This is a genomic window from Mesorhizobium sp. Cs1299R1N3, from assembly GCF_037179625.1.
GTDB classification, from domain to species: domain Bacteria; phylum Pseudomonadota; class Alphaproteobacteria; order Rhizobiales; family Rhizobiaceae; genus Mesorhizobium; species Mesorhizobium salmacidum.
Window position 1 is genome coordinate 224,211 of sequence record NZ_JAPYKQ010000005.1, and the last position, 12,794, is coordinate 237,004.

Annotated in this window: 14 protein-coding genes; 7 read left to right on the forward strand and 7 right to left on the reverse strand. The window is 63.1% G+C overall.

The annotated features are described in order from the left end of the window. The first annotated feature begins 24 nt into the window (after positions 1-24). The gene (locus O7B34_RS14365) at positions 25-378 is read left to right on the forward strand and encodes a hypothetical protein (RefSeq protein WP_051442686.1); all 354 of its coding nucleotides are present in this window, start codon (positions 25-27) and stop codon (positions 376-378) included. Here the strand turns inward: O7B34_RS14365 and O7B34_RS14370 are convergent. Next, a complete protein-coding gene (locus tag O7B34_RS14370) occupies positions 375-1,241 on the reverse strand; it encodes an SMP-30/gluconolactonase/LRE family protein (protein WP_337146652.1) in 867 nt (288 codons plus the stop codon). The two genes, O7B34_RS14365 and O7B34_RS14370, sit on opposite strands and share 4 nt — an antisense overlap. Positions 1,242-1,481: 240 nt before the next feature. On the opposite strand from O7B34_RS14370, the gene O7B34_RS14375 reads away from it, so the two are divergent. The 4 genes from O7B34_RS14375 to O7B34_RS14390 all read left to right on the forward strand — a co-directional run bounded on the left by O7B34_RS14375 (position 1,482) and on the right by O7B34_RS14390 (position 4,438). Next, positions 1,482-2,468, forward strand: a complete 987-nt coding sequence (locus tag O7B34_RS14375) for a DMP19 family protein (protein ID WP_337146653.1) — start codon at positions 1,482-1,484, stop codon at positions 2,466-2,468. Further along, a complete protein-coding gene (locus tag O7B34_RS14380) occupies positions 2,453-2,752 on the forward strand; it encodes a hypothetical protein (protein WP_337146655.1) in 300 nt (99 codons plus the stop codon). Before O7B34_RS14375 ends, O7B34_RS14380 begins: the two co-directional genes overlap by 16 nt. Before the next feature lie 166 nt (positions 2,753-2,918). Then, positions 2,919-3,617, forward strand: a complete 699-nt coding sequence (locus O7B34_RS14385; RefSeq protein WP_337142962.1) for a phosphatidylserine decarboxylase — start codon at positions 2,919-2,921, stop codon at positions 3,615-3,617. 2 nt (positions 3,618-3,619) lie between these two features. Next, positions 3,620-4,438 (forward strand): CDP-alcohol phosphatidyltransferase family protein, encoded by an 819-nt coding sequence (locus O7B34_RS14390; RefSeq protein ID WP_337142961.1) that lies wholly within the window; start codon positions 3,620-3,622, stop codon positions 4,436-4,438. Here O7B34_RS14390 and O7B34_RS14395 read toward each other — a convergent pair. The 4 genes from O7B34_RS14395 to O7B34_RS14410 form a co-directional block, all read right to left on the reverse strand. After that, positions 4,435-5,028, reverse strand: coding sequence for a TetR/AcrR family transcriptional regulator (locus O7B34_RS14395; protein WP_337146657.1), 594 nt, complete (start codon positions 5,026-5,028; stop codon positions 4,435-4,437). The genes O7B34_RS14390 and O7B34_RS14395 overlap by 4 nt on opposite strands. A gap of 78 nt (positions 5,029-5,106) precedes the next feature. Then, positions 5,107-5,907 carry an SDR family oxidoreductase gene (locus O7B34_RS14400; protein WP_337146658.1) on the reverse strand — a complete coding sequence of 267 codons (801 nt, stop codon included), beginning with the start codon at positions 5,905-5,907 and terminating at the stop codon, positions 5,107-5,109. 204 nt (positions 5,908-6,111) lie between these two features. Beyond that, the gene (locus O7B34_RS14405) at positions 6,112-8,334 is read right to left on the reverse strand and encodes an AMP-binding protein (RefSeq protein ID WP_337146659.1); all 2,223 of its coding nucleotides are present in this window, start codon (positions 8,332-8,334) and stop codon (positions 6,112-6,114) included. 103 nt (positions 8,335-8,437) lie between these two features. After that, on the reverse strand, positions 8,438-8,845 hold the full coding sequence (locus O7B34_RS14410) for a tautomerase family protein (protein WP_337142957.1): 408 nt from the start codon (positions 8,843-8,845) through the stop codon (positions 8,438-8,440). A gap of 112 nt (positions 8,846-8,957) precedes the next feature. On the opposite strand from O7B34_RS14410, the gene O7B34_RS14415 reads away from it, so the two are divergent. Continuing rightward, on the forward strand, positions 8,958-9,821 hold the full coding sequence (locus tag O7B34_RS14415) for a LysR substrate-binding domain-containing protein (RefSeq protein WP_337146660.1): 864 nt from the start codon (positions 8,958-8,960) through the stop codon (positions 9,819-9,821). A 205-nt stretch (positions 9,822-10,026) separates the two neighbouring features. Here the strand turns inward: O7B34_RS14415 and O7B34_RS14420 are convergent, their stop codons facing one another. Then, positions 10,027-10,935 carry a DMT family transporter gene (locus O7B34_RS14420; RefSeq protein WP_337146661.1) on the reverse strand — a complete coding sequence of 303 codons (909 nt, stop codon included), beginning with the start codon at positions 10,933-10,935 and terminating at the stop codon, positions 10,027-10,029. Positions 10,936-10,988: 53 nt separating this feature from the next. Continuing rightward, positions 10,989-11,876 carry a DMT family transporter gene (locus tag O7B34_RS14425; RefSeq protein ID WP_337146662.1) on the reverse strand — a complete coding sequence of 296 codons (888 nt, stop codon included), beginning with the start codon at positions 11,874-11,876 and terminating at the stop codon, positions 10,989-10,991. 336 nt (positions 11,877-12,212) lie between these two features. On the opposite strand from O7B34_RS14425, the gene O7B34_RS14430 reads away from it, so the two are divergent. Continuing rightward, complete coding sequence (locus O7B34_RS14430; protein WP_337108047.1) at positions 12,213-12,794, forward strand: VOC family protein; 582 nt, start codon at positions 12,213-12,215, stop codon at positions 12,792-12,794.

The following is a 12,794-nucleotide window of genomic DNA, read 5'->3' on the forward strand; positions in this document are numbered from 1 at the left end:
CAGCATCCTCGAGGACGGAATCAAATGGATATCAGCTTTACGAATCAAAACGTTAATGGCGGCAGCGTGTTCAGGGTGGACAAGTTCGTCGTACCCGCCAATGCCCGCGACGAGATCCTCACAAAGGTGAAGATGACGCATGAGTTGCTGCGTCTGCAGCAAGGCTTCGTCCAGGACTTCCTGCTCGAGCAATTCTCCGGACCGGGCGAGTTCAACCTCGTCACCATCGTCGAATGGGAAAGCCAGGCTGCCGTCGACAAAGTGGTGCCGATCGTCAAGGCGGCGCATGAGCGCATAGCCTTCAACCCGCAGGAGACGATCGCCCGGCTCGGAGTTCGGGCTGATATCGCCAACTATCAGCGCGTGCCTGGACTCTAGCCGGGCCAGCCCACGCCCGGTGCCGGCGCTTCGATGCCGAGCACCTGGCCGGTGCGGGCGTCGCTTGTCATGTGCTCGAAGCCGGGCCACTGGGCGGCGGTGATGAACAGCGTTTTCCTGTCCGCACCGCCCAGCATGCAGGCAAAACAGCCGCGATCGACGGCGACGGTCTGCAAGACGTCACCGCCTTCGCGCACCCGCACGCAGTGCTTGTTGGGAACGTCGGCATACCAGGCCGCCCCTTCGGCATCGAGGCAGATGCCGTCGGGATATCCGTCGAGATCGGCCCAGATGCATCGGTTGGACAAGGAGCCGTCGGAGGCAAGGTCGAAAGCGGTCAGCCTGTTGGCATGGGATTCGGCGATGATCAGCGTCTTGTTATCAGGGGTCACAGCCATGCCGTTGGCGAAGGCGATAGCGTCCGCCACCTGCCTGACCTTTCCATCCGGTGTGACCAAGACGATGGTGCCGGGGCCGAAATGCTGGCCCGCCGCCGGAGCCGGCCCGCCGCCATTGACATAGATATTGCCCCGCCCATCGACGACGATCTCGTTCCACGGGCTTTTCGACAGGCCGCGCAGATCCGCATGAGTGACGAGCGAGCCATCGGCTTCCTGCCGCAACAGCAGGCCCTCGCGGCCTGAGACAACCAGCAGACGACCATCCGGCAGCCAGTCGATGGAGTAGGGCAGGACAGCCGGAACCCTGAGCATGACCTCGCTGTTGCCGTGCGCATCGACGGCAATGATCTCGCCGGTGCCCCAGTTGCAGACCCAAAGGCGTCCGTCATGCCAACGCGGCGATTCGCCGAAGGCGAGACCGTCAACCACGACACGCGCTGGGGGAGGAGATTGGTTCTGCATGGCGGGAGACTCCTTGTTGCGCGACGGTCGTACCGGACGTTGCCGCCTCCCAAGGACGAGTAAGGGACGAATGTCCCGACATGATCACGGCAATTTTTATGCACCGGAATGCCGCCTACTCACTTTCTATGGCGAAGTGCGATGGATCAGGCTTTAGGTCCATTACCCCTTGTGCTGCTGATATTGTTTCATCACAATAATTCACTGAAAATTACTCTTGGCACCTAGGAAAATTTTTGGATGTTTGGCTTCTTCTCGCGAAAATCCAAGAGAAGTCCCAAAACTCCCTCAGGAGTTCAATCTCCCGCTGCGGCGCATGCATCGCGAGCCGAGTCCTTGTGGCCGGTGATCGTGCCTCGGTCGACTGTGGATCAGGCGAACGAAAAGCCTTTTGAAATCGTTTTTGCTGTCCAGAAATTCATCCACAGCATTGTTTCCGAGGGGCTCTACCGCAAATCGGAGCTCAACCCGAAGGCGATGCAGGTCTCCCATGCTGATTTGTATTCGGCGGAGATAGCGAACGGTGGCCATAGTCAATTCATTCATAATGCCGGCGGGGCGTTCGACACTATGGTTGCAAACGCTCGTGCCGGTCTCACGGCCATTGGAGCAAAAGGGCAGTTGGCGACTCTTGAAAAGATGTCCACCTGGGTCGCCGAACACCCCGACGAGGCCGAGGAACAGACTGGCTTCGAGGGTGGCCGCACCGATTTTCTCGATACACTTGACGATGCCTTCTACGTCGCCGACGAAGCTTCGCCGATGCAAGACCTGCTGGCGCGCTGGATCGTGTCATGGCCCGACCTTCGAGTTGTGGAAGACGAGGTCTGCGATGAAGCCATACTTCAGTTGGCAATGGCCAATCCCCGTCGCGAATCTCGGCTTCTCCACCGGTCGGTCGCCGAGCTCGTCGGCCAGATGATCAGCAAGCGCCATGTTGGCGTAGGTCTCGCTTGCGCCAATGCAGCGCCACCCGAAGTCAAGTTATCGATTGGCATGGCGAGGATGTTGGATGTCGATGGCGAGAAGCAGCTGGTTTTTCAACTGCTGACCAATGCGAGTGAGCCTCGCCTGTGCGTGGCTACGGAAAGCCATGCGGCTGTTTATGAATGCGGAGCTCCCGAAACACCGTCGATTGCTCGCCCAGGTGAAAATATATTAGCGGCCGGCGCGCTCGTGTTGGCCGCAGGCTCGGGCAGGTGGACGGGCAATTGGTCGCAAAATTGATTGAGCTGGCGGAGGAGTACCACGCGCCGGTTGCCGTCGATCTCCTGTTGCGAAAGATTGGGCTCGATCCGATGAAGGCTGTCGTATCGGCGAATTCCCTTGCCCAGCGCGAGGAAGGGCCGGTTGTAAATTGGGTGGTGATGGCTGGTGGTCACGCTTTTCTCTTCCAGTCGTATCCGGAGCGTGGCGTGCTGCTCCGCGGCGATAACGAGGAAAGTCTGGCAGAGGCTGATCGAAATGAGCTTGAGGAGTATTTTGACCTCACGGTAGCAGCTGGCGAATAGATTGTTTGTGGCGGCTCTGCGCGATCGTCCTTGCCGGTGCCGCTCTGCTCGACGGCCAGCGCGCCTCGCCATCGCGGCGGAAAGACAAACCCGCGCCGCCCATTGTCGCGTTGCGGGCAGGGGGTGTTTCCGCTATTGAGGCCGGACCTGAAACAGGGACCGCCCCATGAGCCTTGTCGACACGGTCAAGAACGCGTTCGTACCGATCCACCGCGAAGGTTATCCCTTCATCGCGGCCTTTGGCGCGGCGACGCTCTTCCTCGGCTATTTCTCCTCGATCCTGTTCTGGATCGGCCTGATCCTGACCGCCTGGTGCGTCTATTTCTTCCGCGACCCCGAGCGCGTCACGCCTGTCGACGACCGCCTGGTGGTGAGCCCCGCCGATGGCATCATCTCGGCGGTCGGGCCGGCCGTGCCACCGCGCGAGCTTGGCCTCGGCAATGTCGAGATGACCCGCATCTCAGTGTTCATGAACGTCTTTTCCTGCCACGTGAACCGCTCTCCGGTTCGCGGCCGCATCGCCAAGATCGAACATCGGCCCGGAAAGTTCCTCAATGCCGAACTGGACAAGGCGAGCACCGAAAACGAGCGCAACGGCCTTGTCATCGAGAGCCCCAACGGCACGGTGGCGGCAGTCCAGATCGCCGGCCTGGTGGCGCGCCGCATTGTCTGCTGGACCGAGGCCGGTGCTTCGATCGGCACCGGCGAGCGTTTCGGCCTGATCCGTTTCGGCTCGCGCGTCGACGTATTCCTGCCTTTGGCCGCCACGCCGCGTGTTGCCGTTGGCCAGACGGCGGTCGGCGGCGAAACCGTGCTGGCCGAGTTCGGCGGCGTCGCCGGCACGCCCCTCGTGCGGATTTCCTGACGGTGGGCACGCAGTATAAAAAATTTGAAGCCCATGCCAGCGGCGGTCCGCGCATCCGCGAGATCCCGATGCGCATGGTGTTGCCCAACCTGGTCACCGTGCTCGCGATCTGCGCCGGCCTGTCTGGCATCCGCTTCGGCTTCGAGGGGCGTTTCGAGCCGGCGGTGGTGATGGTGCTGCTGGCTGCTTTCCTCGACGGCATCGACGGCCGCCTGGCGCGGATGCTCAAGGCGACCTCCAAATTCGGCGCGCAGATGGATTCGCTGGCCGACATCGTCAATTTCGGTGTCGCGCCTGCACTGGTGCTCTATGCCTTCCTGCTCGACCGTGCCGGCTCGCCGGGCTGGATCGCGGCACTGCTGTTTGCGATCGCCTGCGGGTTGCGGCTGGCGCGTTTCAACGTGCTCGACGACGAGAAAGCCGAGCGCCCGATATGGCAGACCGAATATTTCGTCGGCGTGCCGGCACCGGCGGGTGCCGTGCTGGTGATGCTGCCGCTCTACCTCTCTTTCCTTCGCCTTGGGGTTGAGCCCAGCCGGCCGGCCGCCTTCGTCGCCACCGGCTTCACCATCCTGGTCGCCTTCCTGCTGGTCAGCCGGTTGCCGGTTTATTCCGGCAAGAACGTCAAGATCCCTGGCGACAGGGTGCTGCCGGTCATCCTCGCCGTCGTCCTATACGTCCTCCTGCTGATGACCTATCCTTGGTACACGCTGACGGCATCGGTCGCGGGCTACCTGATCTTCCTGCCGTTTTCCGTGCGCGCCTACTCCAAGCGCGCCAAGCTGGAGGGCGAGAAGGTGCCGCCTTCGGATATAGGTTAGGGCCGCAGGCCCCGGATCAGCAAATCGGTCCAGGCGGACGCGAAGCGTTCGTCGCTGACCTCGATCGAGCGCTCGGTCCAGATCGCTTCGAAGACGCGGAACATGGCGACGCTGCCGACGATGACGGCGGCGACCGCGTCGCTGTCATGGGGGCGCAGTTCGCCTTGGCGCTGGCGCTCCCGCAGCCATTCGGCGACTGCGTGGTAGGTGCTTTGCATGATCTCGCCACGCGCCGAGGCTTTCAATTCCGGGAAGTGCTCGAGATCGCGCCACAGGATTCTGAGCATGTCGCGATTCGCGCCGAGTTTTTCCAGCATACCCTCCACGATCCGCCGCGCCCCCTGATCGGCAGGAAGCACTTGTTCGCCAAGTTCGGCCCGTCCCTCCTGTGCCGCTCCAACAAACCGGTCGACAGCCGCGGCAAGCAGCGCTTCCTTCGAGGGAAAGTGCTTGTAGAGCGCACCCGAGCCACGCGACAGGCCGGCGGCCTCCTGAATTTCGGGAACGCTGGTCCGGTCATAGCCGCGCTCGGCGAACAGGCGGATGGCTTCGCGTAGAATGCGCTCGCGTCCTGCGGATGACGGCTTCATGGCAATTCCTGTTCACCCGATCCTGGCGGCGGGGGTTAGCGCTCGACAATACCATCCCGGTGCGAAATCAAGGCTCGCTCACCGCACGCTTCCACCCTGCTCGGAAAGCCATGCCTTCCATGTTCTTTCTCCCAGCCGCTCGCTGGTTTCGACCAGACCCAGGCCAAGGCTTATCTTTCGGCTGACTGGCAACGGCAGAATGAGACGTCGTAGCCCGAGCGCATCGCGGTACTGTCGAGCGAATGTCGAGAACGGCATCACCTCGGGTCCGCCGATCTGCGGGCGGACGCCGCGTTCCCCATCGCCGACAGCCTGGGCCAGATAGCTGGCGACGTCGCGCGTATCGACGGGATTTGATGGCGAGGTCGGCAGCGGCCAGACCGGTAGCCATCGCAGCCCGGCCAGCATCTGCGCCAGAAGGTAAAAGAATGGCGTCGCGCGGATGACCGACCATGAAAGTGGCGACGTCCGCACAAGCTGCTCGCCGGCCAGCTTCACGCGGCTATAGGGCAGGGTGCTGAAGTCGAGGCCGACGATCGACACGAAAATGAAATGCGAGACATCGGCGCGTTGCGATGCGGCAAGCAGCCGCCGCGTGCCCTCGACGTCGACATCCGACGGACTGGAGAAGAAATCGATCGGCCGCATACCGCGCCTGGCGATCGGCGACAGCGTCGCCGCATGAATGACCGTATCGATGCCGCCAAGGGCTTCATCGATGCCTTCGCCCGTTGCGAGATCGCCGGGCGCCCATTCCACGGAGCGGTCTAGCCCGGCTTTCCTGGCCAGCAACCTGACGGCGTGTCCGGAGGCGTTTAGTGCCGGCACGAGATCGCGTCCGAGATGTCCGGTGCCGCCGGTGACGAGGATTTTTGCCATTCGGGATCTCCTTGCCGTGCAAAGGAGGTGTCATGTCGCGCTGGCTGGAAATAGGCACGCGCAGCGTCTCTTTCCATCGTGAGTGAATACTCTCTCACCTGCGATTTGTCCATCTGAATCGCTGCGGCACGACGACGCAATCCTGGGTCGGGCGATCTCGAAAGAGTAGTTTTATTCAGCAATTGTATCAAACACTGAACGGCTCTAAGCCGCCAGGCCAAGCCCCAGCCGGTCGATCGCCAGCTTCCTGGTCGATACATAATCGGTCTTGCCCGAACCGAGCACCGGGATTTCTTCGACCTTGACGATGTCGTTTGGCACCATCAGTTCGGCCGCTCCGGCCTTTTTGCCGAACTGTCGCAGCTCCTCGGCGCTTGCCTCGTCTGCGGTGGTGACCAGCACGATGCGCTCGCCGCGCCTCTTGTCCGGCACCGCTACCGCCGCATGGCGTTCTTCCGGCCAAAGCGACTGCACCAGCATCTCGACCGCGCCCAGCGACACCATCTCGCCGGCGATCTTGGCGAAGCGCTTGGCGCGGCCGCGAATGGTGATGAAGCCTTCGCGGTCGACGGCGACGATGTCGCCGGTGTCGTGCCAGCCGGTCAGCGGCTGTAGCTCGCCGGGTCGGTCCGCGGTCATGTAGCCCATCATCATGTTCGGCCCGTCGAGCCACAACTGGCCGGCATCATCGATGCCTTCGACCGGCTCCAGCTTCATGCGCATGGCCGGCAGCAGCCGCCCGACCGTGCCGTCGCGGCCGTGGATCGCGGTGTTGACGGCAACCACGGGCGCCGCCTCGGTAAGCCCGAAACCTTCGATGATCTCGGCCTGGAAGCGTTCGCGATAGACGCGGCGGGTATCCTGCTTCACCGCCTCGGCGCCGGCGACGACGAAGCGCAGGCTGGAAAAATCTCCGTCCTTGGCGGTGCGGGCATAGTTGGCGAGGAACGTATCGGTGCCGAACATGATGGTCGGTTTCACCTTGCGCGCAATCTCGGGGATGATCTTGTAGTGGAGAGGCGAGGGATAGAGGAACAGCTTCACCCCTGTGACCAGCGGCAGGATGGTGCCGCCCGTCAGGCCGAACGAATGGAACACCGGCAGCACGTTGAGCAGGATGTCCGCCGGCGAGATGGTGATCCGCGCCTCGGCCTGCATGGCATTGGCGAAAAGGTTCTTCTGCGACAGGACGACCGCCTTCGGCGTGCCTTCCGAACCCGAGGTGAACAGGATCACGCCCGGCTTGGCCGCATCCTGTCGCTGCAGCGGCAGGCGCCACAGCAAGGCGGCTGCAAGCTTGTCCAGCGCGGTGACGCTCTGGTGTACATCTTCCAGCCACAGCAACCTGGCGCCGCCCTTTTCGACCGCGGCGACGATATCTGCGAGATCGGCCTTCTCTACGAAAGCACGCGAAGAGACAACGGTGCGGATGACGGCCGTGCGCACCGCTGCGGTGACGCTTGCCGGCCCGGCCGTGTAATTGATCATCGCCGCCACCCGGCTCGCCGAGAGAAGGCCGACGAACGACAGCACGACACCGTTGGCATTGGGCAGCATCAGTCCAACAGCCTCTCCCGGCGCCGTCACCGCCTCGAAGCGCCGGCCCAGCACGCGGGCGCCGATGAACATCTTGCGGTAGCTCAGGGCCCCAGAGATGACATCTTCGATGATGGTGTGCGAGGCGCCGACACGATCAGCGGCATCGCGCATGGCCAGGAACAGGCCTCGGTCGAGGTCGGTGCCGAAAAGCCGGGCTTCGGCAACCCGGTCGAACAGCGCATTGGTGTTCGAGGCCTGGTCCGGATTGCGCGCCACCAGTTCGGCGACCGTCATCGGCTCCAGAACACTGATCGACAGCCTTGGGAACCAGTGACGGGGTGCCTTGTCCTTAGGCGTCAGCGAGACCGGCAGGTTGCGTGCGCCAGCGACGAAGATCGGCACGATGCGGGCGTCGGCCTGCATAGCGATGCGGGTAACGGCGCGAAACAGCCGAAACGTCTTGACGTCGGGCTCGACCGCGTCCGGCAGATAGACGGCCAGCCGGCCCTTGCCCTTCAGCACGCGTACCAGCCGGCGGCTGACGAAGACATGTTCGGCGTTGAAGGCAATGGTGCGGCCGAGTTCGCGCCAGGGTTCGAGCCATGGCGAGCGCGCCGAAACCTCGTCGAGTATATGCAGCGTGTCGTCGGGCAACAGCGACAGCATCAGCGCCGGCTCGAAGCGCGACTGGTGCGAGATGACATAGATGACCGGCACCTGCGCCCTGCGGGCGAGCCTGATGCGATTGTCGCTGATCCGGTAGGCGAGCTTGAACGGCACGTAGAGCAGCGCCTGGGTGAAGCGCAGGCCGAGGCGGAATTTCTCCATCACGCCGATCAGCAGCCAGGCCACAACCAGACCCGCAAGCAGCGCCAGTGTCAGGACCATGCCGCGTCTCTCCCAACGATTTTGTCATAGCGGCTCTTGTACGGCCGCTTCGGGAGCAGAGCCTAGCGGAAGTCGGGGCAAGGTCAATGCGGAAGGGGCGCCCTCACGCCGGCTTCAGCCGTCCGCTGATGAAACGGAACTCCTGCGTCTTGCCGCCATAGCCGTAGGCGGCTGCCGGAACCTCGTGCACGAAAGCATAGCTTTCCTGGTGCACGCCGCCCAGCAGGCGGCCAAAGGCGTCGAAGATCGCCTTGAGATACGCTTCCAGTTCGAGCTTGGTATTGGTGCCGTCGACCACCTTGATGTCGAGCCAGAACGTGTTGGTGCCGTGCTCGGCGAGCGACTTGCCGCCGGCGAACCAGTGCTGCGGATCGAGATAGGACACGGCCACTGCGGTGATCGTCGGGTCCTTGCGCAGATGCGCGGCGGTGATCTCGGTTATTTCCCTGGCGATCTCGGCGGACAGGGTGGCGTCTGGCTTGCCGGTGACGCTGACATTGATGATGGGCATTTTTCTTCTCCTTTGTTTGACCGGCGTCGGTCGCCGTTGGAGAGACCGTGCCATCATTCTAGGATGAAAAAAATCGAATTGTTTCCAACTGAAGATTCGATAATGTCGAATTATGGAAACGCTCGATCCCGACCTGCTCAGAACCTTCCTTGCGTTCGCCGACAGCGGTTCGCTGGCGCAGGCGGCGGCCAATGTCGGCCGCTCACCGTCCGCGGTAACGGCCCAGATGCAACGTCTGGGAGAGATTGTCGGCGAGCCGCTTCTGGCGCCGCAGGGCAGGGGTCGCGGACTGACCCCGGCGGGCGAGGACCTCGTCGGCCATGCCAGGCGCATTCTCGCTGTGCATCGCGAGGCGTGGCTGGCGCTGAAAGGCGCACGCGCTGCCGGGCGTGTCGCCATCGGCACGACACAGGATTTCGCCGATAGCGGCCTGCCGGACCTGCTGCGTGCCTTCGCCTCCAGCCATCCGCGCGTCAGGATCGAACTGCGTGTCGGCCGCTCCGCCGAACTGGCGCAGGCGCTGCAGGCCGGCAGCCTCGATCTGGCGATCGTCATGCGCCAGACGGCGGCACCGGACGAGGTCGGGGTCCTGCGTGAGCCGATGATATGGCTGTGTTCGAGCAAGGGGCTGGCCTCGCGGCAGGAAGAATTGCCGCTGGCGCTGCTTGATCCCTATTGCGGGTTTCGCGAGGCGGCACTCGCCGCGCTCGATGCCGCCGGCCGCCGCTACCGCATCGCCGCCGGCAGCGCCAGCCTGGCCGGCCTGCGTACCGCGGTGAATGCGGGCGTGGCGCTAACCTTGCGAACATCGCGCTTTGCCCATTCCGGCATTGTCGAAGCACCGCGCGAGCTTGGCCTGCCGCAGGTGCCGACGGCTGAGTTCGCGATCCGGCTGCGCGCCGGCGCCGATATGTCCGCGAGCGATCTGGCGGCGTTGCTGGGTGCCAACCTGGCTCTCTCCGGATCGCCTGGTTGAATTCAACGAGACCACGTTCCGTCATCAGCCTGTTGGCAAAGAAAAAGCCGACCTTGCGGTCGGGCCGGTTTATCGCAAAGAAAAAGCCGACCTTGCGGTCGGCTTGGGAGTGAGACGGGCCGAGGGGTTTGGGGGGACTTGGGGGGTGGCCCGTCGCAGCCATAATGTCCGAGCACGGTGATGGTTCCGTGACTTCCGAAATTTTTTAAGAAATATTTGACGACGCTTGCCGGGAGCGTGCCATCAGCCAGTCGCGGCCGGCGTGGGCAAAGACCGCGCAGAGCACGATCGCGCCGCCGACCATGCTGGCCAGCGGCGGTATTTCGGCCAGGAACAGAAATGCAAACAAGATCGCGAACGGAACTTCCGCCGAGCCGAGCAGGCCGGATTCAGGCGCCGGGATAAGCCGCGAGCCTTCCGTCCACAGGATGGAAGCCAGCGCGAAGGACGCGCCGAATGTGGCAAGCAGAACCGCGTCCCTTGCTGAGACCGCCAGGGGATCGGCAACGAACCAGCCAAGTATGAACAACAGGAAGGCCGAAACCGCGCCGGCCCACACCACCGGCGTGTCGCGGAACGCGCGCACCATGATCATGTAGAGCGCGCTGCCGGCCGTCATCAGCAGCGCCAGCCCGTCGCCGAACAGGTTGCCGGTGCCGAAACCCGACCACACCATGATGGCGACCCCGCACAGCGACACTGCCGCTGCCACCATCGTCTGCAGGCGGAACGGCTCGCGCACCAGCATCCATGCCAGTACGGCGGCAATGAAGGGTGAAGTCGCGTAGATGACCGCGACATTGGCGACGAAAGTGAACTTGAATGCCGAAATGAAGGCGATGCTGGCCAGCGCGCCTTCCACCGCCAGCAGCCAGCCGCGCCAGCCGAGCCGCAGCGGCTCACGATTGCCGGCACGGTGGCGGCGCCACAGCACGTAGAGACTGATCAGGATCGCGCCGACAAAGCCGCGCCAGCAGGTGATCGTCAGCGGATCGGCATGGATCGACTTGGTCAGCACACCGGTCAGCCCGAATACGGCCGCCGAGGACGACACCAGTATGATACCAAGCGTGCGCTCGGTGCCAGTGTCGGTGGTGGCTGTCACATCAGTCATGCCGCAAGACTACGCCACTCCCCCTGACATCGTAGCGTCAGCAATAATGAACATCAAAGCCGCTTGCGGAAATGCTCGCCGCCGACGATCAGCAGGCCGGCGGCGACGATAAGGGCAGCACCCTGAAAAACCTCGCGGCGTGGCACGTCGCCCCAGATCGCGAAGCCGAGCGCGAACGCCCACAACAGTGAGGTGTATTCGAGTGGTGCCAGGATCGATGCCGGCGAGCGCTTCATGCCTTCGAAGAGAAGATATTGCGCCAGGCCGCCGAGTGCACCGACGCTGGCAAGAAGCAGCAATTGCGTCGGGTCCGGCGTATGCCACCACAACAAAGCCGGCACCGCCGAAAATACCAGGAAATAGAAATTGTTGAGGAGGAGCTGGATCATCGAGCGCTCGGCAAGGGCCGTCTTGCGCAGGAGCACGATGGCGATGCCCCACAGGCCGGCCGCCGTCAGCACCAGCAACACGGGAACCGAAAGGCCGAGATGGGCGGGATCGCAGGCTACAAAGACACCGGCAAAACCGATCAGAACCGCCAGCCAGCGCAGGACAGGCACCTTTTCGCCGAGCAGGACCACCGAAAGCACGGTGACGATGATCGGGGCCGCGTAATAGACGGTGGTCAGTTCGGCGAGTTGCAGGCTGCGGGCCGCATTGTAATAACAAAGCCATGCGGCAAGCGTGAAGGCACTGCGAACCAGCATCGGCCGCACGATAGGCGAGCGCACCGTATCGGCGAACAGCTGCCGCCCGCCTATGGCCGCGCAGGCGCCGAGAATGGTGATGCTGCGGAAGAATATGATCTGCCAGACAGTCATGCTGGTAACCAGCAGCTTGATCGAGGCATCCTGCGTCGAAAACAGCAAGTAGGCGGCGCCGGTCAAAAAAATGCCGGCGAGAACCCTTTCGCGTGTATCGAGAATGGCGATATCGGCCATAAGGCGTGCGCCTGCTTGAGTGAAGGCGGCTCCAGCCCCTGTCGGCTCCGCACCTGCCAGCTATACTGGCGAAATCCCGCATGGCGCTGCTCCAGCGCAGTGCCTGCGTTTGGGGCAGGGGAAGGCAGCGCTAAATACAGCCGGTCCCGGATGCCGCTTCTGGCGCGGCACGGCTGATTGGTTTAGCATCACCTCATAAAGCGGGGGCCGAAGGGCAGGCGCGCAGAACGCCGGGGGACGGACAGGGAATTCGCGCTCAGCCCATGCCGGATGTAGCATGTGCAGGTCCGGCCTGACGGACCGCCTCTGACAGAGCGGATTTTGGGGAGAAGGCCGATGCAGAAACTGCAGTCGCAAGGCGTCCATCACATCACGCTGGTCGGTGCCGGCCGCCAGACCTCGATCGATTTCTGGGAAGGTGTGCTGGGGATGCCTTTCATCTTCGAGCAGCCCAACCTCGACAAGCCGACCGAAAGCCATTTGTATTTCGATCCGGGCGACGGCCGGCTGATCACCATCTTCACCGACGAGACCCGCACGGCCGTGAAGCGCCGCACCCCGACCGACCCGGGCTGCGTTCATCACATCGCCTTTGCGGTGTCGCGCGTCACCTTCCTGCAGGCGGTCGCCCGGCTCGACGAGCGCGCCATCAAGCACAGCGGCGTCAAGGATCGCGGCTTCATGGATTCGATCTATTTCGAGGATCCGCTCGGCCTGCTGATCGAGCTTGCCTCCTACCGTTTCGAGCCGCCTGCCGGCTTCACCCATGCCGACGTGCTGATGGAGGCGCATAAGCTTCGTGTCGCGCGTGGCGACTACAACATCGCCGAAGTGCATCTGGCTGACGCCATCCAGGCGCTGGTGGAACGCGCGCGCGCGACATTGTCGGCCGACCGGGCACCCAAAAATCCATATTGA

Excerpts from the sequence above, each read along its gene's own strand:
- O7B34_RS14365 (WP_051442686.1), top strand. The coding sequence starts at position 25 with ATGGATATCAGCTTTACGAATCAAAACGTTAATGGCGGCAGCGTGTTC.
- O7B34_RS14370 (WP_337146652.1), bottom strand. The coding sequence starts at position 1,241 with ATGCAGAACCAATCTCCTCCCCCAGCGCGTGTCGTGGTTGACGGTCTC.
- O7B34_RS14375 (WP_337146653.1), top strand. The coding sequence starts at position 1,482 with ATGTTTGGCTTCTTCTCGCGAAAATCCAAGAGAAGTCCCAAAACTCCC.
- O7B34_RS14385 (WP_337142962.1), top strand. The coding sequence starts at position 2,919 with ATGAGCCTTGTCGACACGGTCAAGAACGCGTTCGTACCGATCCACCGC.
- O7B34_RS14395 (WP_337146657.1), bottom strand. The coding sequence starts at position 5,028 with ATGAAGCCGTCATCCGCAGGACGCGAGCGCATTCTACGCGAAGCCATC.
- O7B34_RS14400 (WP_337146658.1), bottom strand. The coding sequence starts at position 5,907 with ATGGCAAAAATCCTCGTCACCGGCGGCACCGGACATCTCGGACGCGAT.
- O7B34_RS14405 (WP_337146659.1), bottom strand. The coding sequence starts at position 8,334 with ATGGTCCTGACACTGGCGCTGCTTGCGGGTCTGGTTGTGGCCTGGCTG.
- O7B34_RS14410 (WP_337142957.1), bottom strand. The coding sequence starts at position 8,845 with ATGCCCATCATCAATGTCAGCGTCACCGGCAAGCCAGACGCCACCCTG.
- O7B34_RS14415 (WP_337146660.1), top strand. The coding sequence starts at position 8,958 with ATGGAAACGCTCGATCCCGACCTGCTCAGAACCTTCCTTGCGTTCGCC.
- O7B34_RS14420 (WP_337146661.1), bottom strand. The coding sequence starts at position 10,935 with ATGACTGATGTGACAGCCACCACCGACACTGGCACCGAGCGCACGCTT.
- O7B34_RS14425 (WP_337146662.1), bottom strand. The coding sequence starts at position 11,876 with ATGGCCGATATCGCCATTCTCGATACACGCGAAAGGGTTCTCGCCGGC.
- O7B34_RS14430 (WP_337108047.1), top strand. The coding sequence starts at position 12,213 with ATGCAGAAACTGCAGTCGCAAGGCGTCCATCACATCACGCTGGTCGGT.